A 22904-nucleotide genomic window follows, 5' to 3' on the forward strand; every position below is an offset into this window, starting at 1 on the left:
AGAGACGATATGTTTAAGACAAAGAAAAGTAAAATCATTTTATTTTCTGGTTTAGGAGTTGCAGCGGTAGCGATTATCGGAGGCGCGTTACTGTTTGGAGGTGGTAGTACTGGCTCATCGACGACACCAGTGGAAGAAAGTTTGATGTATACGACTGTAAAAGAAGGATCAATTGCATCATCAACTCTTCTTTCAGGAACGGTTGCAGCAGGAGATGAGCAGTACGTCTATTACGATGCCTCAAAGGGTGAATTAAGTGATGTTTTGGTATCTCAAGGGGATCAAGTCGAAGTTGGGACACCACTTGTACAGTATAATACGGTTGAACAGCAAGCAGCCTATGATGCAGCCGTGCGATCATTGAATAAGGCAGGCCGTCAAATCAATGATCTTCAAACAAATGGACAAAGTGTCGATCTGACTGGTGATGATGCAATTGATGGGAAAGCCTTGTCTAATGCGCAACGGACGGTTGATATGCAGATGCAGGATTTAAACGATGCCTACGCTGATGCACAATCTGGGGTAAATAAAGCAGCCTCAGCCTTGGAAGAGGCCACGGTGAAAAGTATGATTTCAGGAACAGTTGTTGAAGTCAATAAATCAGTATCGCGTTCTAATACTAGTACAAGCCAGACAGTTGTTCACGTTGTCAATCAAGGAAGTTTGCAAGTGACAGGTACGTTGTCAGAATATGACTTGGCCAATATTAAGCCGGATCAAGAAGTGAAAATTACGTCAAAAGTTTACCCTGATCAAGTTTGGACTGGAAAAATTTCGTACGTTTCGAACTATCCAGAAAGTGGTCAAACCGCAGCGGTTCCTGGAGCTGGTGGTGGAGCATCAAACGCAAAATACCCATTTAAAGCAGTGATTACGAGCGAAGTTGGCTCATTGAAGCAAGGCTTTTCTGTCAACATTGAGGTCGTGAACAACAGTAAAAATATTCTGATTCCAGTTGCTGCCGTTGTACCAGAGGGGGATAAAAACTTTGTTTGGACAATTGTAAATGGCAAAGCGAAAAAAGTAGAAGTTACGCTTGGTAATTCAGATGCGATGTACCAAGAAGTAACAGGAGGCCTTAAGGTAGACGATCAGGTCATCTCCAATCCAAACGATAGCTTAGAAGATGGAAAAGAGGTAGAAGCGCATGAAGAAACGATTGATCAAGCTGACCAACATTAATAAGAGCTATAAAAATGGGGATCAAGAACTACGCGTTTTAAAAGATATTGATTTAGAAGTAGAAGAAGGTGAGTTTCTTGCGATTATGGGGCCGTCAGGTTCTGGGAAATCGACGCTGATGAATATCATCGGTTTGTTGGACCGACCAACAGCTGGTGAGTACATCTTGGAAGATACGGAAGTCAGCCAAATTTCGGAAAATAAATTGGCACATGTCCGAAACAAACAGATTGGCTTTGTCTTCCAACAATTTTTTCTCCTTTCTAAATTAAACGCGCTTCAAAATGTTGAATTACCCCTGATCTATGCAGGAGTTCCTGCTAGTCAACGTAAAACACTCTCTCAGCAATTTTTAGAGAAAGTGGAGTTGGGAGATCGGATGACACATTTGCCCTCCGAGTTATCAGGTGGTCAAAAGCAGCGGGTTGCGATTGCACGTGCCTTGGTCAATAGTCCGTCCATCATTTTGGCGGATGAACCAACAGGGGCTCTTGATACCAAGACAGGTGACCAGATTATGGAACTCTTAACCGAGTTAAATCGTGAAGGCAAGACTATTATCATGGTAACCCACGAACCAGAAATCGCAGCCTATGCTAAACGCTGCATCGTCCTTCGTGACGGTGTGATTACAGAAGATAGACGCAAGGAGGAGAGCTAGATGGAAAATATCAAATTTGCCTTAAAATCTGTCCTTGCTCATAAGATGCGCTCGCTCTTAACCATGCTGGGGATTATCATTGGGATTGCTTCTGTCGTGGTCATTGTGGCCTTGGGAGAAGGCTTTAAACGAAGTTTGTCAGAAGCCTTGGCTGGTGACCGCAATAACGTGCAACTGTATTTCTCAAATACGAAGACAGAAACACAACAAGACGGCTTATCAACCTATTTTTCCGAAACGCAAGTAACAGATGAACCAGAGCCAACTTTGACAGACGGGATTTTAAAAGGTTTGCTCGAAGTCGATGGTGTCAGCAATTATTACACCACCAACAGTAACAATGGTGAAGTTAGTGTTGGCGCCAAAAAAGTGGACAGTGTCTTTATTACAGGTGTTAGCAGAAATTACTTTGATGTAAAGGACATTTCTCTCCTAGTAGGGCGTAAGTTTACTGCAAATGACTATACGCAATTCGCCCGTATCATTATGCTAGATGAACAAGTTGCCGAAAAATTGTTTGGCAATGCAAAATCAGCTCTCAATCAGACTGTCAGCTTAGCCAATAAAGCCTACTTAGTTGTTGGTGTCTATAAAGAAGAAACCAGTGGTGGTATTGCTAATTTTGGAGTAGGTGGTGCTGCCTTGATGACCAATACTCAAGTTGCAGCTGAGACTGGGGCCTCTGAAAATGCCCAAGTTTTCGTTCATGTCGAAGATGTTGCTCGCTCTTCAGAAGTGGGACGCGCAGCAGCTGCCTACTTGACTCGAGCGACTCACCTCAGAGAGGCACAATACGATATTCAAGATTTTTCTCAATTCTTAGAGACCTTCAATACGCAGCTTTCGGGGATTACTGCCTTTATCGGTGCGGTTGCGGGAATCTCGCTCCTGGTCGGAGGTATCGGTGTCATGAATATCATGCTGGTATCTGTAACAGAGCGAACACGTGAGATTGGCCTACGAAAAGCCCTTGGTGCGACCCGTGGCAATATCCTCTTGCAATTCTTGATTGAAGCGATGGTTCTGACCAGTCTGGGTGGTTTGATTGGTCTTGGAATTGCCCAATTAGCGGTGACTGTCATCAATCTGACCAAGGCGCTTGGAGCAGAGATAACGGCTGTGATTTCCCTTCCAGTTGTACTTGGCAGTCTAGCTTTCTCAGCCGCAGTCGGTGTCATCTTTGGTGTTCTACCAGCCAATAAGGCTTCTAAGCTCGATCCAATTGAAGCACTTCGTTATGAATAATCACTCATCATCATTTTTGGAGGTTGTGTCATGAAAAAGTTGTTCTATCTTGGTTTGCTATTGCTTACTTTCCTCGGTTTATCAGCCTGTTCGGTACGAATCGGTGAAAAAATGGATACGGGTCATACGGAATTAATTCGTGTCTATGATGCAGATGGCAAGAAAATACTTGAAACCAAGGATCAGGAAATCCTGAATAGGTTTGGAGAATATGTAGGATCAGCTGGTGAAAATGTAGAAGGTTTAGAAATCCTTAAAGAGATGCCTGCCGAGGCTAAAATAGCGTACCATTTTGTATTGACCACCAAGGCAGGGCAAGATGTTGATTTGTATATTTATGAAAATGATAATCATATTGTCTTGAAAAATCTTCCTTTAATTGGGAATATCAAGCTCCCTCTTTCAGAAAAAGAACTAGATTGGCTCCACCATCCTGAAAATTGGTGATGAAAAAAGAAGTCGGACTACAACAGTCTGGCTTCTTTTTGAATAATTGATTTTCTTGTATTTTTTCTACTCACAATAAAAATAATTCAATCTTAATTTGCTCGGCCTCTCCATATTTTGCAAGAAGCTGCGCTGCAATCTCGTCGTAAAGGGTATGGATGACCGCTATTTTGTTTGGAAATTGTTTGCCGATATAGTCAAATTTGCACTCAATGGTGAGAAAGAGCTCGTGAAACAGGGTGTTGATATGCTCTAATTGGGCAATCAACTCAGAATCATCCTTTAGAAATTCAGGAATTTCCTTGCGCATGTCTGCAAAGTCATCAATTTTTTTGATGGGGAAACAGCCGTATTCTAAGCAAAATTCGTACATAGTTCATCCTCGGTTCTTGTTAGTATTGTCTATAGCGTGAATTGTTTACTTGACTATACCATATTTGAGGGTAGAACCCAAGCATTCAAGCATTCTGTTTAAGATTTCTTTAATGAAAATTTCAGCTTTATTTCATGTTTCTTCGGTAAACTATTGTCATCAATGACAAAGGAGATAGAGCATGAAGACAAAAATCGTACAAAAGCAGTTTAGACGTCAGGAATCAAAGTATATTGTGGAGAAGAGCGTGTTTACCCAGCTAGAAAGGGAATTGCGGGAGCACATGGTGGCAGATGACTATGCCAAATCAAGCATTACAACAATCTATTTTGATAATGACCAGTTTGGAATGATTCAAGATGCACTGGCCAAAAAATATGGCCGCGAGAAGGTGAGAATGCGTGTTTACGATCGCAAACCCTCAGCAGAAAGCCAGGCTTTTTTAGAAATTAAGAAAAAGGAAAACAAGGTCGGATTCAAGTATCGCCTCACCTCTACGCCTGTTGCTGTCATGAATTATATTGAAAATGACATCCAAGATGCAACGATTGCTGATGAAAAAGTAACTTCTGAATTAGCAACATTGCGAAAACGTTACGGTCAGATGAAGCCGAAAATGTACATTTCTTATGACCGTGTGTCTTTCAAAGGAAAAGAAGATAAAAAGGTGCGTCTCACAGTAGATCAAAACTTGCTCTACCGTGATCATCAAGTTGATGTAATGCTGGGAAAATATGGCAGTGCCTTACTTGACCCTGATAAGGTCATCATGGAAATCAAGGTTCCAGACGAACAACCTGCATGGCTCATTGTTTTGCTTGAAAAATACCAAATTGAGAAGCAATCTTTTTCAAAATATGGAAATGCCTATCGGTTAGCCCAACAGAATCAGTAAGGAGAGAAGAGTGCAGATAGAATTATTGAATAGTATTTTCACTAGTAGTAGTGCCAATATTAGTTTTGTTCAGCTTGGAATCAGTTTGGGCACCAGTTTGTTGCTAGGGTTAGCGCTAGCAGGAATCTATAAATACAAGGCTCGCTATACAAAAGAATTTGTGATGACCTTGAGTCTGCTGCCAAGTTTAATTGCAGTGATTATCTTTTTGGTCAATGGCAGTCTTGGAACGAGCGTCGCTGTAGCTGGAACGTTTAGTCTGATTCGTTTCCGTTCGGCAGCTGGTAGCTCAAAGGAATTGCTGGCTGTTTTTATGGCGACTGCGATTGGGCTTGCGACGGGGATGGGACATGTTGGTCTCGCAGTTGTTGTGACGGCAGTTCTAGGGGGCATGATAGTATTGCTGGAGCATAGTCGCTTTGCTCAGGTCAACCAGCATAGTCGCTATCTGCTCATTACAGTTCCAAAGGAATTTGATTACCAGCATTTTTTTGAACGTCAATTTGGCAAGGCTTGCAAGCAGATAGAATTACTGTCTGTCCGTTATAAGGAGAAAAAGGAAGTCTTGGTCTTGGAATACCACGTAGTGCTTCAACACCATATCAGTGATAAACAGTTAGTGGATGGCCTCCTTGTGGCAGAACCTCTTGCTATCACTCTCCACAAGCAAGCGCCGAAGAAAAAATATTTATAATGTCTAGTATTCCCTCAGGAATTTTTCTGAGGGATTTCTTGTTATTTGTAGACCAGGTAAAGTCTCTCTATTTTTTATCTGTTTATTCAGCTATGGTATAGATGTTTAGTTATGCATTTTTTTATAAGGTTCGATTTTGGAAAAATACCTCTATGAATAATGTATGGTTTTCTATCATTTTGAAAAAAAGACGGATAAATTATCTTATATCAATAAGAATGTTTGTTATTTAAAATACTTAGATAAAAATGTCTCGATTTGTTTATCAGGGCATTTTACTATATAATGAGTGTATCGATTGAAAAGGATAGGTGATTGTCTTGACCTATCGTTAGAAAGTAGAAAGGTACACAACCCATGAAAAAACAATTGTACGCTGCCGCAGCAACTGCTGCCCTCCTCTCCACCCTACCTCAAGTAATTCAAGCAGAAGAGGTAATGGGGACTGAGCCAGTTGCAAATATGGAAACGGAGATGGAGCAAGTAGATCCGAACTTCCAAGCAGAACTCGCTGCCCTCCATCAAAAAGTGATGGAATTAAGTAATCTTGCAGTGAGAGAAAATAGGAAAATTTACTATCAGGAACAGTCGGCAAAATTAAGCCAAGTTAATGGTGAAGTTCAGTTCAAGAAAGAAACAGGAAAGACCTTGGAACAGTTTAAGACTGAAGTGGAGAAGGATTACGAGGAAGCTCGAATAGGTTATATTTTAAGTCTAACACCACCTCTCGTAAGTCCTGAGATTGCTGAGCGGATTAAGGTGTTTGCAGATGAACCAGGGAGAACTCTTACAGATATTCAGGCTTTTGGAAAACAGCAATTGGATAAATATATAGCAGAATTGCAGGCCGAGAAAGTCCAAAAAGAGTTGGAAGCCCACAAGAAAGAAGCGCTCGAAAAAATTGCTCAGATTCAAGATTTACCCCAATCACAAAAAAATAACTTCTCCAATCAAGTCAATGCTGCTCCGACCAAAGAGGAAGTAGATAAGATTAAAGCAGCTGCAGAAAATTATCAACAGTTACTGAAAGAAGTCGAAGAGAAAAAGAAACAAGCTAATGCTGAGATTAAAACAAAAGCAGACCTGGAAGTGGATGAACGGTCGAACTACCTCGATCGCTTAGAAACAGCGACTAATCCAAGCGAAATAGAGAGTATCCTCGCAGAGGCGAATGAGACTTCAAAGAGGAATACTGCCATTTTTGAGAAGCGCAAGAGTATTCAAGAACAGGTAGACAAGCTTCCTTATTTGACAGACGAACACCGCAGTGATATTCGTAATCAAATTGAAGATGAGAAATCAGATAGTGGACTCGACAGCATTTACAGCCGAGCTCGGAAGCAAAATGTAGAAGATGCTAAAGCTCCTCATCTAGCAGCCTTGCAGCAAGCAAAGGATTTGTTAAAAGCGGTGCAGTCGCTACCACAATTGGCAGATGCGAATCTTTCGGAAGCGCAAATGAAAATCTGGGCTGAAATCGAGCAAAATGCGCCAGGTTTCATAAATCAATTTGAGCAATTGACGGAAGAGAGGGCGACCGATGCTACATTTACGCATAAAATTATTCAAGACGTGAAGGAATTAGCTATCTTTGCTGAGATTGAAAAAATTGCTCGTGAATTGGAACAAAAGCGGCAGAAGTTTCCAGACAACGAAGCCTTGAAGGCAATTATGAAGGATATGTTTTTCAATCCCTATGGAACAGTTTCCCAATTGTCGCACTTTATTCAACAAGATATCTATCCAAAACAAAAACAATTTAATGACTTATATGATAATTTAACGAACAACCAAGGAATTGATTCGAAAATTACATTAAAAACTGTCCAATCGAAGGATCAGACAGACAAACCAAAAGAAGAAGAACCTGCTCCAGTACCAAAAGTAGAAAAGCAGAAGCCAGGTACCTCAACTAAACCAAAAGGAGACGTATCGGAGAAACAACATCATCATACAGGTCAGCCAGCTGTTGCGGAGAAACCAACATTACCGAAAGCTTCAGAAGGTCGTCATTTTGCTACGGGGGCACCTGCTACTGCCACTAAGCCAACATTGCCGTTAGGTGGATTGACCCATTCTGCGAAACCAGGAGATAAAGCTGTCAAGCCAAATACCTCAGCTAAAGCAAAAGGAGACGTACCGGAGAAACAACATCATCATACAGGTCAGCCAGCTGTTGCGGAGAAACCAAAATGGCCAAAAGCTTCAGAAGGTCATCATTTTGCTACGGGAAAACCCGCTACTGCTACTAAGCCAACATTGCCGTTAGGTGGATTGACCCATTCTGCGAAACCAGGAGATAAAGCTGTCAAGCCAAATACCTCAACTAAGCCAAAAGGAGACGCACCAGAGAGACATCATCATACAGGTCAGCCAGCTGTTGCGGAGAAACCAAAATGGCCAAAAGCTTCAGCAAACCGTCATTTTGCTATGGGGGCACCTGCTACTGCCACTAAGCCAACATTGCCGCTAGGTGGATTGACCCATTCTGCGAAATCGGTAGATAAAAAGGTACAAGCAGATCGATCAATGAAGGTAAATCAACAGTCAATGAAATCAACAGCAGTTTCAGATAAGATGCAACTACAACCGGTACAGTTGAAACAGACACAGAAAACAGAGAAAGCTACCTTACCAAAAACAAATGAAGCAACTGGTTTTACCTCCCTGCTAGGAGTAGCCTTAGCAGGATTAGCAGGAATCTTTGCTCGAAATCGCAAAAAATAAATACTTTCTCACCCAAATCTAAGAGGCAGAACATGATTTCTGTCTCTTATTTTTATCGGACTAGATTGTCCAGAAAGAGGAAATAGTTGACAGGGAGAAGTAAATAGTATACTATTTCATTGAATAGTTGAGGAGTGATACAGATGGATACGAAAATGACAGACTACAAAAATAGTCTATATAGAGAATTATCTCGCTTGACCAAAGGATTGGGGAGTGAAAAACGGCTTGAGATTTTAAATCTTCTGACCCAAGGGCCAAAGCCAGTAGAGGGAATTGCCCTTGCTACAGGTTTGTCGGTAGCAAATACTTCACGTCATCTTCAAGTCCTAAAAGAGAGCAATCTAGTCGTTACCAGCCGCCAAGGGAATTTCATTCGCTACAGTCTTGCTTCGGCAAAGGTAGCACAACTCATTCTACTCTTGTTTGATGTCGGTGAGGAGCAGCTAGCTGAAGTGCGGACTCTTGAAGCAGATTATGACAAAGAATCTGGGGTGGATCAGATTAGCTTAAAAGAAGCAATTGAGATGGCAAAGCAAACAGACGTTCTTTTACTAGATTTGCGACCTACTGAAGAGTTTGAGGCAGGTCATCTGCCTCATGCGGTCAATCTGCCGATGGATGAGTTTCATCAGAATAAAACGCAGCTTCCAAAAGATCGAAAGATTATTGTTTATTGTCGTGGTCGCCAGTGTGGCTATGCAAATGTAGCAGCACAAGATTTACAATCCTTAGGCTATCCTACTTTCAGCCTTAATCGCAGTTTCGCAGATTGGAAGTGGGGCAAAAGTGAAGAATTTTAAAAAAGTACATGGTCAGTTTGATAGATTCATCAAACTGATTTTTTGTCTATTCATGTTTTGAGCAAAATACTTGCTTTCTATTTTTCATCTGTTAAAATGTAACTATTCAATAAAATGATTGAATGACTTTAACGGTGATTCAGTCATCTATTATTTTGAAAGGATTATTCAATTAAAATATTGAATAGGGTTTGAGAAATGAAAAAACGATGTTGATTGACGCAAACGAGAAGAAGAGACGCTAAATAAATAAACAGAATGGAGAAAATAACATGACAAAACAATTAACAACCGAAACCTTTGCAAAAGAAATTGAATCAGGTGTCACCTTGGTAGACTTTGGTGCGACTTGGTGCCCTCCTTGTCAAATGATGGAGCCCATCGTTGAAGAATTGGCTCAAGAATTTGAAGGAAGAGCGAGTGTGACCAAAGTGGATGTGGATCAATCACCAGAATTAGCGCAACTATTTAATGTACGCTCAATTCCGACTATCGTCCTTTTTAAAGATGGGCAACCAGTCGATGCTACACTTGGTGTCCAATCCAAAAAAGTGTTGTCAGAGAAGATTTCAAGTCAATTATAGGAGAAAGAAATGTACGATGTGATTATTATTGGTTCAGGACCTGCGGGCTATACAGCAGGTATCTATCTTAGCCGAGCTGGTCTCAAAAATCGGTTGATTACAGGCTATTCGGAAGGTGGTCAACTAACAACGACGACGCTTGTTGAGAATTACCCAGGATTTGAAAAGGGAATTGACGGGAATGAATTGGTCAAAAATATGCGCCAGCAAGCAGTTTCGTTTGGCACAGAGATGACGTTTGGTCTCGTTGAGAAAATCGAAGGAGAAAGCTCCCCTTTTACAGTGTATCTTGATTCTGGAGAAATGCTGGAAACCAAGGCTGTTATTATTGCCACAGGCTCAAGTGCGAATTACCTAGGAATTGAAGGGGAGGCAGAAGCGATTGGGAGAGGTGTCAGTGCTTGTGCGACTTGTGATGCCTTCTTTTACAAGGAACGTGAAATTATTGTCGTTGGTGGTGGAGACGTTGCCATGGAAGAAGCGATCTTTTTGACCCGCTTTGCTTCTAAAGTCACGGTTGTTCACCGTAGAAATGAGTTGCGCGCTTCGGACATCATGGCGCAACGCGCTAAAAACAATGAAAAGATTAACTGGATACTGAATGCGACTCCCATCAAGGTTCACTCAGACATGATGGGAATGACGGGGTTAGATGTTCAGGACAATGAGTCTGGCGAAATCAAGCACCTCAAGGCAGACGGTCTTTTTGTAGCGATTGGTCATCACCCTAACACCGACTTCTTAGGGGACAAGCTAGACTTGGATGACAAGGGGTATATTCGAACGCAGCCAGGGACTTCTAAGACTTCGGTGCCAGGTATTTTTGCGGCTGGTGATGTTCAAGATTCCAAGTACCAACAAGCCGTTACTGCAGCAGCAAGTGGAGCGGTTGCGGCTTTGGACAGTTTAGAATTTATTGAAAATCGATGATGGAAATAATCACGTCGAGCTTAGAACTGCAGGATCTTTTAGAGGAAATCGGCTCTCTAGCCCTCCTTGTTTCTGTCAATCAGTGCAGCATTGCCTCAGTCAAGCAAGGAGTATTTCTCGCTTTAGCAAAGGAGAAGGGCTTGCCTCTGTGTATCAGGCGGATTTGTTTCAAGTGCTAAGGTTGATGTCTCTATACGATCTCAATTCCTCTATGACGAGCCTATTAATCTTTGAGCAAGGTCATTTAGTGACAAAGGTGGAATATGGAAATGGCACGACAAGCCCTCAAACAAAAGAAAAAAAGAGACATCTCGTTCAAGAATATAGTAGCTGCCTAGAGTGTGGCAGATCTCGCTTGGTCTATCGAAGACTTAAATTGTGTCGGATTTGCCTGAGAAACCTTGCCTATACAGGTCTTGTTTCAGGAATCAAAAAGGCATCGTGGTAAACAGAAAGGAAACCTTATGGAAATTAGTTATTGGTCAGATATTGCTTGTCCCTTTTGCTATATTGGCGCAAGCCGTATGAAACGTGCGATGGAGGAAGTTGGTTTGGATCCTCATGATTTGAAAATGAAGGCTTACCAACTCAATCCTCATGCACCTTTAGAAACCGATGAAACCATGTTAACGCAGTTTTCGACTAGCCATGGTATGACCGAGGAACAGGCAAAAAGCCAGTTTCAGCACATGGCAGAAATGGGAGCCGAAGAAGGTCTCAAGCTAGATGTAGCAGGAGCCATCCCGACAAATACCCTTTCAGCTCACCGACTCATTAAATGGGCAGAAAGTCGCTTGGATAAAAAGACGCATCAGTATCTTATCACGAAGCTCTATCAACTCTATTTTGAAAAGCATGCCTCAATTGCTGATACAGTAGTTTTACTGGAAGTAGCTAAGGAAGTGGGTCTACCGCAAGGAGAAGTGTCAGCTTTACTTGAAGGCACGGACTTTGGTACCGCTGTCAAGCAAGACATCCTAGAAGCTCAGCAAGCTGGAGTTCAAGGGGCGCCATTCTTTGTCTTAAACAATAAGTACGGAATCTCAGGTGCACAATCATACGAATACATGCTTGCAGCCCTCAAGCAAGTTCAAGCAGAAGAAGGGAACCATAAAAAATGAAAGAATTAAAAATGGACTTTTTTGGATCTGAGAGTGAAAATGGAACTTCGCTTGTCTGTGGAATTGATGGGTGCGTGATCGATACAGGTTTACAGAAGGAAAATGCAGATGATTTTGATGAAAGAAAGGAATAAAGGATGGAATTATCAGCCTTAAATTTGGTACCTTTGCGGTCAGGTCAGGATTTCCATGAAGCAATACAGGATATGGTTGAGTTGGCTCAACAGTTAGAAAGTTTTGGCTATAAGCGGTATTGGGTTGCCGAACATCACAACAGCAAGACCATCGCTAGTAGTGCGACGCAGCTACTGATCCAGCATACATTGTCGCAAACTACTACCATCCGAGTTGGTTCAGGAGGGGTTATGCTTCCGAACCACAGTCCTTATCTGGTGGCGGAGCAATATGGAACGCTGGAAACCCTGTATCCAAAGCGGATTGATTTGGGGTTGGGACGAGCACCGGGAACAGATATGCAGACAGCACGTGCTTTACGGCGCTCTGACAATCTCAATCCTGATTTTGAAACGGACTTGGCAGAATTAGAATCTTATTTTAAAAATACTTCACCTGTTCATGCCTACCCAGCTGCAGGACTGGATGTGCCATTCTATATCTTAGGGTCAAGTACGGATTCTGCCCATTTGGCTGCTAAATTGGGACGGCCGTATGTTTTTGCGGCGCATTTTGCACCAGGAGCCATGGAAGAGGCGATTCGGATTTACAGACGGGAATTTAAACCTTCTGAATACCTAGAGAAACCCTATGTTATCTTAGCCTTAAATGCAGTTGTTGCAGAAACAGATGAGGAAGCAAAGGTCTTGGCGACAACTCAGACTCAGACTTTCCTAAGTATTGTGACCAATGCCCAGCAAGGGTTACAGCCTCCTAAGGCAAGTGAGGATGATGTTTGGAGACATTATGTCGCTGCGGAAAAAGTTCCTCACTTTGGACCAGTAGCTTTTACAAAGGATTCCCTCATTCGGAGAGAAAAAGCGATTGTACAACAAATGTCAGCTGTCACCTTGGTTGGAAGTTCAGATACCGTGGCTCGTCAAATCGCTGAGTTACAAAACCGTGTCCAAATAGATGAGATTATGGCTAATAGTTTCATTTATGATCAAGCTGCTCAAGCGAAATCGTATGCATTGCTAGCTGAAGCGTTGAAGAAACATACTAGTGAGGAATAACCAATGGACAAAAAACGGCTTGAAGCATTCTCAGACGCCATATTGGCTATTATTGTCACCATTATGGCGCTAGAATTGCAATTACCACAAGAACTAACAATAGCTGGCTTTGTGGGAATCCTTCCCATGGTCTTTGTTTATATCGCCAGTTTCTTACAGATTATGACCGTTTGGCTGTACTATCACGAGTTGTTTCAACTATTGGATCAGATGACCTTTCGTGTCTTTGTCGCAAATAGTATCTGGCTCCTAGCGGCCAGCTTCGTCCCTTTAGCAACGAGAGCTGTCGGTCAATACTCAGATAGCTTTGCGGCCTTGTCTTTTTATATCCTTATCTTAGGACTCTGGGATGTCGCTTGGGTCATTATGACTACTGTCTTGCTGAAATCAACTTCCAGACAGCTTTCCTTGGATGATAAACGAATCCCCTACCGCTGGGCGAAGCTCTACGCTGTCCAATTATTGATCATTTTGCTCGTGGGCTATTTGATTCCTTCCTTTATCCCTTTTGCACCCTTACTCATGATTGTCAATGTCATCTATGGCTTTTTGAGTAATCGGAACTAGTTTTAACCATAGTATACTTGCTATATGTTATCATATAAGACGGACTTCTATAGTTGAGGTCTGTTTTTTTCATGCAAAAATAAAAAGATTTGATACTTCTAGATTTTCTGAAAATCTATCGGAATGGGTCAGAAAAAGAGAAGGAGGGGGTAGAAGCAATCAAAACGTAGAGAAAAAATAGGTGACCGATAGAGAAAGAAGATAGGCGTTTGCTATACTGAGACTAGGATAGAAACTGGACATAGAGCAGCTATAGTCAGCTAATTTCACGAAGTTTAGGCAGCTATATCTCTAGTTGCTTTGTCCGTTTCATTAGTATATGTAAGAATGGAAACCAATTTGAATTCTTGAATCAGAAAGGAGAGGCTATGAATTCCTTTACTCGTGCGATCTTGTATCTCAAACGTCATCTGGTTAAAACGACTATCTTAACCGCCTTTCTCTTGTTTAGTAGCATTGCCTTAGGTCTGTTAATCAGCCTAAACGCAGCCCTAACTCAAGATAGCAAGTGTTTATCAGATAGTCAACTGCACCAATCTCTTGTGACAAGATTGAGGGATGTACCAGCTGCACAAGTGAATCCTGCTAGCCGAACTTATTTTGAAGAAGTTGTGTCTGAAAATCATCTGACAGCGTATCATTTGATTTCAGAAGAAGTGATGATTGGAGAGAATGAATCTGAAAAAACAAGAGTTTATAGTTTAGTCAATCAAGATTTCTTTGAAAAAAGTCAGTTGGTCGACAAGGAATTGGTACTGGAAGCAGGAACTTTTTTGAATGAAAAGAGCAGTGACGAGGCTCTCATTAGTCGCAATCTTGCCGACCGCTATCATCTTGCTGTAGGAGATGCACTGTCAATCCAATCCACAACTGGTCAAAAGTCCACGTTACGAATTGCGGGTATATTTAAGACCAATCGATCTCCTTTTGCGAATAGGGAAAGCGATACACTAGAACATACTATTTTGACGACAAGAAAGACTCTTGCGCAATTGAATCCTCAGTATAGCTACCATACCAGTATCTATTATGCTAAAAATGATGCCAATATGGCTCAAGCTCGAGCTTACCTGCAAGCAAACTCAGAATTAAAAGAGTATCAATTAACACAAAATTCTAGTGTTCAAACGCTTTTAAAGACCTTGAATAGTCAACAACATCTTTTCAAGTGGGTCCTATGGGGCACCATTGTACTCTGTCATCTCGTTCTACTTTTTTTCCTTCATCTGTGGATGAAAGGTCGGCAATTGGAGATTGGAATTTTACAATCACTGGGGAAAAGTCGCATGGAAATTTTGCTCCAATATGTACTGGAAGTGTTGATTCTTGCAAGTATCACCCTAGTGATTGGATTAGTGGTAGCAAGCTTCTTCCTACCTCAATTAAGAGAAGTCTTGCTAAACGATATGCTGAAAACGAGTTATGAAAATGCGGACAACGGCGAATGGTTACCGGCTGTTTTCTTGGCGAACCATCACTATGTAAAAGACCTACTGTCTCATCCTGTCCATCTTGCACCTCTTGATATTCTGCTCATTATTGGCAGTGTATTAGGCTTGTCTGAGGGAGCGGTACTTGTTTCTTGTTTGTCATTGCTTCATTATTCACCAAAAAAAATATTTACAATGATGTCCTAAGTAACATCAAGACATAAAGGAGAAATCATGTCATTTATTACGAGAGCACTGTATTATTTACGACGAAAAACAGTCAGAAATCTGGTTACCTTTTTCCTATTTGCCACAGTTGCCAGTTTTTTAGTGGCAGTCATGGCCCTATCCAAATCGATGTCAGGAAAGGTGATTGAAAAAAACAATATTGCCCAAACAGTTACCCTATCAGCTAGTAACATTTTTGTTGGAGATGGGTATGGATCAGGAGAATTATCTGAAAAAGCGATTCAAGAAATTGGCCATCATCCAGATGTGGAAAGCTTTGTCCCATCTGTTTCATCCTTTGCTAGTTTAGAAAATGCCCAACCTGTTCCCATTGGGACAAGCGAAGGGGATTATCGTCCTGGGAATCTTGAAACAGTTGTCAATGTCGAGGGGATTTCGACCAGTGAGAAAGATAACCGTTTTACAACCGGCATGCTCAGTCTTGTCAGTGGTCGGCATATCACCGCAGGAGATCAGCATAAGGTGATTGTCCATGAAGATTTTGCCAAGCATAACCGTTTAAAAGTGGGAGATCAGTTGACACTTGGTCGTGACCCGATTCGCTATATTGGGACAGATAAGACGCCGATTCAAGCAGAAATCATTGGGATTTTCAAAGGAAAAACATTCAATAGGCCTAACTATAGTGATGAATTAGTCTCCAATACCCTCTTATCAGATACGACATTAGCCAGTGAATTGTTTGGTTTTGAAACAGGGAAAACTCTTTATAGTGAAGTGACCTATACCTTGAAAAAATCTGTGGATACCAAGGCTTTCATTGCAAACATTAAGCAGACAGTTGATACAGTGGACTGGCAAAATTATCAATTAACCGAGCAAAATCCTGCTCTAAAATCCTATAATCGGAGTATTGTCCTCTTGCAAAAGACGGTCAAACGGCTCTTAATTGGGACAATCATCACAAGTGCAATCGTACTCATCTTGCTCTTGATTTTTAATAGCCAAAGCCGCTTACGTGAATCGGGTGTGCTATTAGCACTTGGTCGTTCAAAATGGGATATTATGGCCCAGCACATCCTTGAAAACATTCTCTTAGCCCTTCCGGCTTTTGCGGTTGCCAGTCTTTTAGGGCAAGGGATGGGGCAATCGTTTGCTAATCAAACTGTGGACTCTGTTGCGAAAACGGTACGAGGTGATATTCTGAAACAGCTGGGGGGTTATACCCTTGGTGCAGATAGTCAGACGGACTTGATTATGCAAACAGTCAAGCATTTCCAAGTGCAATTCACACCAGCAGAACTGTCTCAGATGCTGATTATATGCGCTGGCTTAATTGTAGTCGGTATTCTCATCGCAAGCATACCGTTGATGACCTACAAGCCAAAAGATATTTTAACGAAGATTTCATAAGGAGAAGCGTATGTTAACAATCAAAGATTTATCTTATACCTATGCAAGTATTAGTCAGCAATCCGTCTTTCAAAACTTAAATTACCAATTTGAAGAAGGGACTTTTTATTCTATTGTCGGTCATTCAGGGACTGGAAAGACCACCTTATTGTCTCTTTTAGCAGGTCTAGATAAGCCAACCTCAGGTCAGGTCTTGCTAGATGGTCAAGATATCAGGGAAATCGGCTATCAAGCCTATCGCAGAAACCATGTATCCTTGGTTTTTCAAAATTACAACTTGCTGGACTATCTCACGCCTTTGGAAAATATTCGCTTGGTGAATAAAAAAGCTGATCCTCAGGTCTTGCTCCATCTGGGCTTATCCCAAGAGCAGATTGATCGGAATATCCTACAGTTATCAGGTGGGCAGCAACAGCGGGTGGCCATTGCACGTTCCCTAGTTTCAGGTGCCAATGTCATGCTACTAGATGAACCAACTGGTAATTTGGATGAAGATATTGCAATCGATATTGTAGAACATCTAAAAATGATTGCCCACGAAGAGAAAAAATGTGTTATTATGGTGACCCATAGTAAAGCCTTGGCTAATATGGCAGATGTGCAGTTGACCTTGCGCAATGGTCAGTTTCGCTGATAAAAGTTTAAAAAACTGGCTGAATGTAGGAAGTAATTCAGCCAGTATTCTTGTGTAATGAATATTAAAAAAGATCATCTGTACTTTATCTGTTTTTTGATTCACGAACAGAAAGTTTCTTGAAACTAGTGTATAATAAAGAGGGAACTTTTTTTCAACAATAGCAATCAGAGTAGGAAAAGGAGAACAAATATGTCCAAAATTTTAGTGGTTGAAGACGATGCAACCATCAATCAAGTCATTTGTGAATTTTTAAAAGAACATGGTTATCAAGTAAAGGCGGCAGTAGATGGCAGAGAAGCTCTGGATTATTTTGCACAAGACAGCTTTGATTTGATCCTTCTAGACATTATGTTGCCAACTATCAGTGGTCTAGATGTTTTGAAAGAAATTCGGAAAACATCTCAGATTCCAGTGATGATGTTAACGGCTCTCGATGATGAATACACACAGCTCGTTAGCTTCAATCATTTAATCAGTGATTACGTGACTAAGCCCTTTTCACCTTTGATTCTGATGAAGCGGATTGAAAATGTTTTACGCAGTTCCGTCACCTATTCTGAAATTATCATCGATGACTTACGCGTATCCTTAGAAGACTGTACCGTCTATTGGAAAGGGGAAAAAATGTCTCCGACAAAGACAGAGTATGAGCTGATTGAAACCCTTGCCAAACGTAAGTACCACCTTGTGACGAGAGAGCAACTGATGGATGTTATCTGGGGCTATAGCGAATTAGATACGCGGGTTTTAGATAACCACATCAAGAATATTCGCAAGAAAATACCAGGTATTCCGTTGGTGACGATCACCGGTATGGGGTATCAGTTGGGGAGAGATGACTAGTGAAAATTGCCCAAAAACACTTTCTTTTAGTAAGTGGTATGGTCTTTATTGTCGTAACGACTTTACTGACGACTTTGTACTTTGTCATGCCAGTGTATTATCAGTCGGTCAAGACTGCAGAAGTGACACGGGAATTTACCCATGTTTCTACAAGCATTCAGGGAAAGTCTCAAGAGGAAATAGAGGCCCTTCTAACCTATTACGATAAAAAAAACTTGCGCATGTGGTATGCCCTATCCGATGCTACTGGGAGACTCTACTATCCAAAGGTAGAGGCGCTAGATGAAGGGATAGCAGTTCAAGTTAGCCCCTTTATCGCTTCAGATAGTGAACGTGCTCAGTTGAAAGAAACCATCATAGATTCGGAAGGTCAATCCTATACCCTAGAAGGCGAGTATTCCTTACAACCAGTTTCAGATGCCAGTCAGGTCCTGTTTGAATTATCACCTTATTTATTGCTTTTTTCTCTGTGTCTAGGAATTGGTCTTTCTTTTATTTATAGTCGGATTTCGACCAAACGGCTCAAGCAGATTTCTGCGACAACCCGAAAGATGGTGGGTCTATCTCCAGATGTTCTTTGCCAGGTTAATGGGAACGATGAAATTGCTGACTTAGCGCAGGATGTCAATACACTCTATGAAAGTCTCTTGCGCAATATGGAAGCCTTGCGGCTAGAAAACGAGAAGGTCGCAGAAAGTGAGCGCAGCAAGGCAGAATTTTTACGGATGACCTCCCATGAACTGAAGACACCAATTGCCGGCATGCTTGGTATTGTTGACGGCATGATTTATGGCATTGGCGATTTTAAGGATCGGGATAAGTACCTCAAAAAATGCCGAGAAATGTTGGAAGAGCAGTCCCAGCTTGTTCAATCCATTCTAGCGATTTCTAAGCTAGAAATGCAGGATGTAGAAGAACAAATCAGTATCTTTTCCTTGTCCGATGTCTTGGATGAGCAGGTTGAATTTTACCAGACCTTGGCTACTGTACAAGGTTATCGATTTATAACAAGGATTTCGAAAGTAGAGATAGAAGGAAATCAAACGTATTTACTCAAGGCAATCAAGAATATTGTAGATAATGCCTTTCATTATACAAAAGCTGGTGGCGAGATTTTACTATCAGTAGATGACCACCAGCTGGTCATTGAAAATGAGGCAGAAAAAATCTTAAGCGAGGAGCAAATCAAACAGATTTTCCAACCCTTTTATCGACCTGATTACAGTCGTAGCCGCAAGGACGGTGGAACAGGACTAGGTCTCTTTATTGTGCAACAGATTTTAGAACAGCATCAGCTGACCTACCGTTTTGAAGCCATTGATGAAAGGTGGATGCGGTTTAGTATTTTCTTTTAGAGAATAGCATAAAAGCATAGAAACAGATATATTTCTATGCTTTTCGTATAGTAGTATATTTTAGTTCGCCCAGAATGTTTTTGCAATTGCTTGGCCTTGCTTGATTTTAGCCCATTGTTCAGCAGCGGACAATTCATTTCCAGAATCACATGAGGCAAAGCCACATTGATGAGAAAGGTAGAGGCGTTCTTTTGGAATGATTTGACTAGCTTGCTCGAGTAATTGGTAGACCCGTTCTTCATCATCGAGGGTGTTTGTCTTACTAGAGAGGAGGCCTAAGACGATTTCGGCTTTGGAATCTTTGAGGCTTTCAAGTGCTGTTAAATCTCCAGCACGCTCGTCATCCCACTCAAGGAAGAAGCGGTCATAGTGTTGGTCGCGGAGGAATTTCTGAGCGATAGCTTCATAGGTACCACCAGCTGCATGACGGCTTTCGTAGTTGCCACGGCAGTTGTGAGTCCAAACTGTCAAGCCAAGTTCATGAGCGAAATCGACTACCTCATTATTGAGTGCGACAAAGGAATCTGCTAAATCAGACAGGGCAGCATTGCCATCAGCAAAGAAGCTAGCTGGGTTGTTCTCATCAAATAATTCCCAGAGACAGTCATCGAATTGGATAATGTTACCACCAGCAGCCTTGTAATCTTCAAGAAATTCTTTGTAGGACTTGATAAGTCCAGCTTGTAATGCTTCTGCTGTTGGGTACACCTGTCCTTCTCCATATAGGCGGTCAAAGACAGATAGTTCAGTAAAGGCGTGAGCTGGTCCCCAGACGGTTAGTTTCGTTGCTGTGTCTCCTGCTTCAGCTTGGACCAATTTGTAAATATCAATAAAATGGTGGTTTTTCCCAGATAATTCTTCCGTAATGCGGATACCGATATCCTTACGAGTTTCAAAATGTCCACCATCATGATCCTTAAAGGTATAACCATGCTCTGCGATATAGCGCTCAATGCCTTTAAAACCCCAGATAAAGTCAAGATGCCACATTGATTTTGAATATTCACCGTCTGTCACAATATCAATGCCATTTTCCTTTTGTTCAGCGATAATTGCTTTGATATCCTTCGTTTCAGTTTCTTGGTAGCCTGGAAAATCTTGGTAGAAAGGATAGTTGATATCATCACGGTGCTCAATTTGAGTCTTGTATTCCCGTAAATCGGCCGGACGTAGGAGGGAACCTACGAGTTGAAATCTTGATCTTGTCATGTTCGTTTCTCCATTTCTCGTTGATGTTTTTATTCTATCGAAAGTAGGCGAAAATGGAAAATAGTTATTTTGAAAGAAATGCTATAGTCGAAAGCTATATCTTATCGGAATGCCCTTCTAGCCTATTTTCTTTCTTTGAAATATGATATAATGACTAAAGTGAAATCTAGAAAAACAAGGTTTACATGAAGAAACAATCAATCTTTATTACGGTAGGAATTGTGATGTTAGGGGCGGTGATGCGCGTGCCAATTACAGCTATTCCTCCGATTTTAACAGATATTGCAAGTAGCTTGGGAGTATCGGTCAGTGAGTTGGGAATCCTTACTTCTATTCCGCTTCTCATGTTTGCGCTCTGCTCTTCTGTCGCCCCTAAATTAGCTAATCAGTTTGGCATGGAGCGGTTGATGGGCGGAGTCTTATTCGTCATGGCAATCGGATCGCTTATACGAGTTGTCAATCTTCCTTTCTTATATCTGGGAACGATTCTAGTAGGGGCAACCATTGCCATGATCAATGTCTTATTGCCCAGTATCGTTGCAGCCAGTTTTCCACATAAGATTGGTCTATATACCACCTTATATATTACCATGATGGGGCTTATGTCTACGGTAGCATCAATGGTGGCTGTTCCCATTGTGGTAGCGACGTCATGGTCTTTCTTTATCATATTGGTGACAGGTCTTGTCGGTCTAGCCTTTATCAGTTGGCTGCCGAATATGCGACAGAATCACCATGCTGCTCAAAAAGAAGCAGTGACAACTTCATCGCTTTGGAAAAACAAGTATGCAATTATTTTTCTAGTCTTTAGTGGTCTGTAATCCATGCTCTTTTACACCGAGTTGACCTGGTTACCAACGATGGCGCAAACCGCAGGGCTAGAACAGGCTCAAGCAGGCTTTTTAGCTGGGATTTTTAGTTTAGTGAGCATACCTGTTTCTATGCTGATTCCTGGAATTATCTCACGTCTGAAAAAAGAGCAACGAGCAACCATGATGCTTGGTTTATCTTGTCTAACCTTAATGGGGCTTGTCCTGATGTTGTTCAGACCAACAACGTTTGTCATGTGGTTCATCATTCATCTGTTGCTCGGCATATCCGTTAGTGCTCTATTTCCTTATATGATGTTGTCATTGTCTCTAAAAACCAGCAATAGTCAGGCAACAGCTCGTTTATCTGGTATGGTACAGACAGGCGGATACCTCATTGCTGCAGTAGGGCCTGCCGCTTTAGGCTATAGCTATTCGATTGCAGCTTCTTGGGGCCCCCTGATTATCAGTCTATTCCTTGTGACACTTGGTATGATGGTCACGATTTTCTTCATTGAAAAAGAAGATGTGATTGTGTGATGAAAATAGGACGCTGACTAAATATAAAGAATTCAGAAACTCCATATGTAAAATGCCATTCAAAAAAGGGACAGCTGTCCCTTTTTTATATGATGTACTTTTAAGCCCGGCCTATGAAGTTATTTCAATTCTTTCTTTTTGAACAGGTAATAGCTACTTACGAGGTAGATAATTGTAAAGAGGCAGGCGATGGTCGTGCTAGTATTCCAATTTGTATCTGTATTTTGTAAAGCTAGGAAGAGGAAGATACTATTTGGAAGGGGGATATGGAGGAGATTTTCAGTAATCAGATGAAGAACATTATCAAACAGGAGAACGATGAGAATAAAGGAAAGATAGGCTTGATTGATTTTGTTAAAGGTGATAAAGAGAGTGGAAGAAAGTAGGATAATGCAGATGTAAAGAGGGAGTTGGTGTATAAAAATTGACCAACTGGTTGTGATATCAACTTCACCTCCTAGAAAAATACGCATGAAAATTGCTAGAGTGTAGGCAAAAAGAATGTATAGTAGGTTGATAACAAGATTTGTTAGGATTTTATAGAGAAAAATAGCATTTCGTTTTTGTTTTTTGACAATGAGATTATTAATTGTTCGATGATGGAAATCGTCTCCAAATAGGAGATTTGTCGGAGCAAGAAAAAAGAGTGGAAGAAACTGTGTCAAGAGTTGAATTAGGTTATAGGAATCCTCTTTTGAGGGGCTACTGCTGAGTAAAAAGGCAGATAGTAGTGATAAAGCAGAGAGAATGGAGAGAGATAAAAATAATTTTTTCTCTTTTAGGATACGGTAGAGATCGGCTTTAAGGTAACCATCAGCCAACTTACAGATATGTAACGATTTTAAAATGAATTGGTTTTTCCTGTAGAATGATTCTTGTAAGTCTTACAAACAACAAGTACTCGTGGTGCTAGTTACTCTCAGAATACAATAAAAAGCCCAAAAGGACTATACTGTAAGTGACCAAACAAACAGGAGGTTAGTCCAAATGAGCCACTTACAGTATATCGCTAAATCCCATCACTTACAATGGAATATCAAACAATTATCAAAGATTT

General features: G+C 41.3%; 22 protein-coding genes and 2 pseudogenes. 21 read left to right on the forward strand and 3 right to left on the reverse strand.

The window, feature by feature from the left end; translation table 11 throughout:
* The first annotated feature begins 9 nt into the window (after positions 1-9).
* Genes ABPH35_RS03835 through ABPH35_RS03850 form a run of 4 tightly spaced genes read left to right on the forward strand, consistent with a single transcriptional unit; the run spans position 10 to position 3538 of the window.
* Positions 10-1185 (forward strand): efflux RND transporter periplasmic adaptor subunit, encoded by a 1176-nt coding sequence (locus ABPH35_RS03835; protein ID WP_349988330.1) that lies wholly within the window; start codon positions 10-12, stop codon positions 1183-1185.
* Positions 1151-1846 (forward strand): ABC transporter ATP-binding protein, encoded by a 696-nt coding sequence (locus ABPH35_RS03840; RefSeq protein ID WP_349988331.1) that lies wholly within the window; start codon positions 1151-1153, stop codon positions 1844-1846. The genes ABPH35_RS03835 and ABPH35_RS03840 overlap by 35 nt, the downstream gene beginning before the upstream one ends.
* Positions 1847-3091 carry an ABC transporter permease gene (locus tag ABPH35_RS03845; RefSeq protein ID WP_349988332.1) on the forward strand — a complete coding sequence of 415 codons (1245 nt, stop codon included), beginning with the start codon at positions 1847-1849 and terminating at the stop codon, positions 3089-3091.
* A 30-nt stretch (positions 3092-3121) separates the two neighbouring features.
* Entirely contained in the window at positions 3122-3538 is a 417-nt protein-coding gene (locus ABPH35_RS03850) for a hypothetical protein (protein WP_349988334.1), read from the forward strand.
* Positions 3539-3608: 70 nt separating this feature from the next.
* Here ABPH35_RS03850 and ABPH35_RS03855 read toward each other — a convergent pair whose 3' ends face one another.
* Entirely contained in the window at positions 3609-3911 is a 303-nt protein-coding gene (locus tag ABPH35_RS03855) for a hypothetical protein (protein WP_349988336.1), read from the reverse strand.
* A gap of 181 nt (positions 3912-4092) precedes the next feature.
* On the opposite strand from ABPH35_RS03855, the gene ABPH35_RS03860 reads away from it, so the two are divergent.
* The 16 genes and pseudogenes from ABPH35_RS03860 to ABPH35_RS03935 all read left to right on the forward strand — a co-directional run bounded on the left by ABPH35_RS03860 (position 4093) and on the right by ABPH35_RS03935 (position 19289).
* A complete protein-coding gene (locus ABPH35_RS03860; RefSeq protein ID WP_349988337.1) occupies positions 4093-4806 on the forward strand; it encodes a polyphosphate polymerase domain-containing protein in 714 nt (237 codons plus the stop codon).
* Positions 4807-4822: 16 nt separating this feature from the next.
* Positions 4823-5500 (forward strand): DUF4956 domain-containing protein, encoded by a 678-nt coding sequence (locus ABPH35_RS03865; RefSeq protein WP_405054560.1) that lies wholly within the window; start codon positions 4823-4825, stop codon positions 5498-5500.
* Positions 5501-5857: 357 nt separating this feature from the next.
* Positions 5858-8227, forward strand: a complete 2370-nt coding sequence (locus ABPH35_RS03870; RefSeq protein WP_349988340.1) for a GAG-binding domain-containing protein — start codon at positions 5858-5860, stop codon at positions 8225-8227.
* Between the two features lie 143 nt (positions 8228-8370).
* Complete coding sequence (locus ABPH35_RS03875) at positions 8371-9030, forward strand: ArsR/SmtB family transcription factor (protein ID WP_349988341.1); 660 nt, start codon at positions 8371-8373, stop codon at positions 9028-9030.
* 272 nt (positions 9031-9302) lie between these two features.
* On the forward strand, positions 9303-9614 hold the full coding sequence (gene trxA / locus ABPH35_RS03880; RefSeq protein ID WP_349988342.1) for a thioredoxin: 312 nt from the start codon (positions 9303-9305) through the stop codon (positions 9612-9614).
* A gap of 9 nt (positions 9615-9623) precedes the next feature.
* On the forward strand, positions 9624-10544 hold the full coding sequence (trxB, locus tag ABPH35_RS03885) for a thioredoxin-disulfide reductase (RefSeq protein ID WP_368849604.1): 921 nt from the start codon (positions 9624-9626) through the stop codon (positions 10542-10544).
* A gap of 313 nt (positions 10545-10857) precedes the next feature.
* Positions 10858-10992, forward strand: a pseudogene (rpsN, locus tag ABPH35_RS03890) (type Z 30S ribosomal protein S14); the annotation flags it as partial.
* Positions 10993-11008: 16 nt separating this feature from the next.
* Positions 11009-11665, forward strand: a complete 657-nt coding sequence (locus tag ABPH35_RS03895) for a DsbA family oxidoreductase (protein ID WP_349988344.1) — start codon at positions 11009-11011, stop codon at positions 11663-11665.
* Positions 11662-11799, forward strand: a complete 138-nt coding sequence (locus ABPH35_RS03900; protein ID WP_349988345.1) for a hypothetical protein — start codon at positions 11662-11664, stop codon at positions 11797-11799. Before ABPH35_RS03895 ends, ABPH35_RS03900 begins: the two co-directional genes overlap by 4 nt.
* 3 nt (positions 11800-11802) lie before the next feature.
* Complete coding sequence (locus ABPH35_RS03905; protein ID WP_368849605.1) at positions 11803-12855, forward strand: MsnO8 family LLM class oxidoreductase; 1053 nt, start codon at positions 11803-11805, stop codon at positions 12853-12855.
* A 3-nt stretch (positions 12856-12858) separates the two neighbouring features.
* Positions 12859-13422 (forward strand): TMEM175 family protein, encoded by a 564-nt coding sequence (locus ABPH35_RS03910; RefSeq protein WP_349988347.1) that lies wholly within the window; start codon positions 12859-12861, stop codon positions 13420-13422.
* Between the two features lie 368 nt (positions 13423-13790).
* On the forward strand, positions 13791-15059 hold the full coding sequence (locus ABPH35_RS03915) for an ABC transporter permease (RefSeq protein ID WP_349988348.1): 1269 nt from the start codon (positions 13791-13793) through the stop codon (positions 15057-15059).
* 27 nt (positions 15060-15086) lie between these two features.
* The gene (locus ABPH35_RS03920) at positions 15087-16454 is read left to right on the forward strand and encodes an ABC transporter permease (protein ID WP_349988349.1); all 1368 of its coding nucleotides are present in this window, start codon (positions 15087-15089) and stop codon (positions 16452-16454) included.
* Positions 16455-16464: 10 nt separating this feature from the next.
* The gene (locus ABPH35_RS03925; protein ID WP_349988350.1) at positions 16465-17088 is read left to right on the forward strand and encodes an ABC transporter ATP-binding protein; all 624 of its coding nucleotides are present in this window, start codon (positions 16465-16467) and stop codon (positions 17086-17088) included.
* Between the two features lie 192 nt (positions 17089-17280).
* Positions 17281-17934, forward strand: a complete 654-nt coding sequence (locus ABPH35_RS03930; RefSeq protein ID WP_349988352.1) for a response regulator transcription factor — start codon at positions 17281-17283, stop codon at positions 17932-17934.
* Entirely contained in the window at positions 17934-19289 is a 1356-nt protein-coding gene (locus ABPH35_RS03935) for a sensor histidine kinase (RefSeq protein WP_368849606.1), read from the forward strand. The genes ABPH35_RS03930 and ABPH35_RS03935 overlap by 1 nt, the downstream gene beginning before the upstream one ends.
* A 60-nt stretch (positions 19290-19349) precedes the next feature.
* Here the strand turns inward: ABPH35_RS03935 and ABPH35_RS03940 are convergent, their stop codons facing one another.
* A complete protein-coding gene (locus tag ABPH35_RS03940) occupies positions 19350-20498 on the reverse strand; it encodes a cobalamin-independent methionine synthase II family protein (RefSeq protein ID WP_368849607.1) in 1149 nt (382 codons plus the stop codon).
* 185 nt (positions 20499-20683) lie between these two features.
* Here ABPH35_RS03940 and ABPH35_RS03945 point away from each other — a divergent pair.
* A pseudogene (locus ABPH35_RS03945) lies at positions 20684-21847 on the forward strand (MFS transporter).
* Between the two features lie 119 nt (positions 21848-21966).
* On the opposite strand, the gene ABPH35_RS03950 reads toward ABPH35_RS03945, so the two are convergent.
* On the reverse strand, positions 21967-22320 hold the full coding sequence (locus ABPH35_RS03950; RefSeq protein ID WP_349988356.1) for a hypothetical protein: 354 nt from the start codon (positions 22318-22320) through the stop codon (positions 21967-21969).
* Between the last annotated feature and the right edge of the window lie 584 nt (positions 22321-22904).

The organism is Streptococcus handemini (assembly GCF_040984445.1).
GTDB classification, from domain to species: domain Bacteria; phylum Bacillota; class Bacilli; order Lactobacillales; family Streptococcaceae; genus Streptococcus; species Streptococcus handemini.

What these genes read in the sequence shown, in the direction of transcription:
- ABPH35_RS03835 (WP_349988330.1), top strand. Translation starts at nt 10, where the DNA reads ATGTTTAAGACAAAGAAAAGTAAAATCATTTTATTTTCTGGTTTAGGA.
- ABPH35_RS03840 (WP_349988331.1), top strand. Translation starts at nt 1,151, where the DNA reads ATGAAGAAACGATTGATCAAGCTGACCAACATTAATAAGAGCTATAAA.
- ABPH35_RS03845 (WP_349988332.1), top strand. Translation starts at nt 1,847, where the DNA reads ATGGAAAATATCAAATTTGCCTTAAAATCTGTCCTTGCTCATAAGATG.
- ABPH35_RS03850 (WP_349988334.1), top strand. Translation starts at nt 3,122, where the DNA reads ATGAAAAAGTTGTTCTATCTTGGTTTGCTATTGCTTACTTTCCTCGGT.
- ABPH35_RS03855 (WP_349988336.1), bottom strand. Translation starts at nt 3,911, where the DNA reads ATGTACGAATTTTGCTTAGAATACGGCTGTTTCCCCATCAAAAAAATT.
- ABPH35_RS03860 (WP_349988337.1), top strand. Translation starts at nt 4,093, where the DNA reads ATGAAGACAAAAATCGTACAAAAGCAGTTTAGACGTCAGGAATCAAAG.
- ABPH35_RS03870 (WP_349988340.1), top strand. Translation starts at nt 5,858, where the DNA reads ATGAAAAAACAATTGTACGCTGCCGCAGCAACTGCTGCCCTCCTCTCC.
- ABPH35_RS03875 (WP_349988341.1), top strand. Translation starts at nt 8,371, where the DNA reads ATGGATACGAAAATGACAGACTACAAAAATAGTCTATATAGAGAATTA.
- trxA (WP_349988342.1), top strand. Translation starts at nt 9,303, where the DNA reads ATGACAAAACAATTAACAACCGAAACCTTTGCAAAAGAAATTGAATCA.
- trxB (WP_368849604.1), top strand. Translation starts at nt 9,624, where the DNA reads ATGTACGATGTGATTATTATTGGTTCAGGACCTGCGGGCTATACAGCA.
- ABPH35_RS03895 (WP_349988344.1), top strand. Translation starts at nt 11,009, where the DNA reads ATGGAAATTAGTTATTGGTCAGATATTGCTTGTCCCTTTTGCTATATT.
- ABPH35_RS03900 (WP_349988345.1), top strand. Translation starts at nt 11,662, where the DNA reads ATGAAAGAATTAAAAATGGACTTTTTTGGATCTGAGAGTGAAAATGGA.
- ABPH35_RS03905 (WP_368849605.1), top strand. Translation starts at nt 11,803, where the DNA reads ATGGAATTATCAGCCTTAAATTTGGTACCTTTGCGGTCAGGTCAGGAT.
- ABPH35_RS03910 (WP_349988347.1), top strand. Translation starts at nt 12,859, where the DNA reads ATGGACAAAAAACGGCTTGAAGCATTCTCAGACGCCATATTGGCTATT.
- ABPH35_RS03915 (WP_349988348.1), top strand. Translation starts at nt 13,791, where the DNA reads ATGAATTCCTTTACTCGTGCGATCTTGTATCTCAAACGTCATCTGGTT.
- ABPH35_RS03920 (WP_349988349.1), top strand. Translation starts at nt 15,087, where the DNA reads ATGTCATTTATTACGAGAGCACTGTATTATTTACGACGAAAAACAGTC.
- ABPH35_RS03925 (WP_349988350.1), top strand. Translation starts at nt 16,465, where the DNA reads ATGTTAACAATCAAAGATTTATCTTATACCTATGCAAGTATTAGTCAG.
- ABPH35_RS03930 (WP_349988352.1), top strand. Translation starts at nt 17,281, where the DNA reads ATGTCCAAAATTTTAGTGGTTGAAGACGATGCAACCATCAATCAAGTC.
- ABPH35_RS03940 (WP_368849607.1), bottom strand. Translation starts at nt 20,498, where the DNA reads ATGACAAGATCAAGATTTCAACTCGTAGGTTCCCTCCTACGTCCGGCC.
- ABPH35_RS03950 (WP_349988356.1), bottom strand. Translation starts at nt 22,320, where the DNA reads ATGCGTATTTTTCTAGGAGGTGAAGTTGATATCACAACCAGTTGGTCA.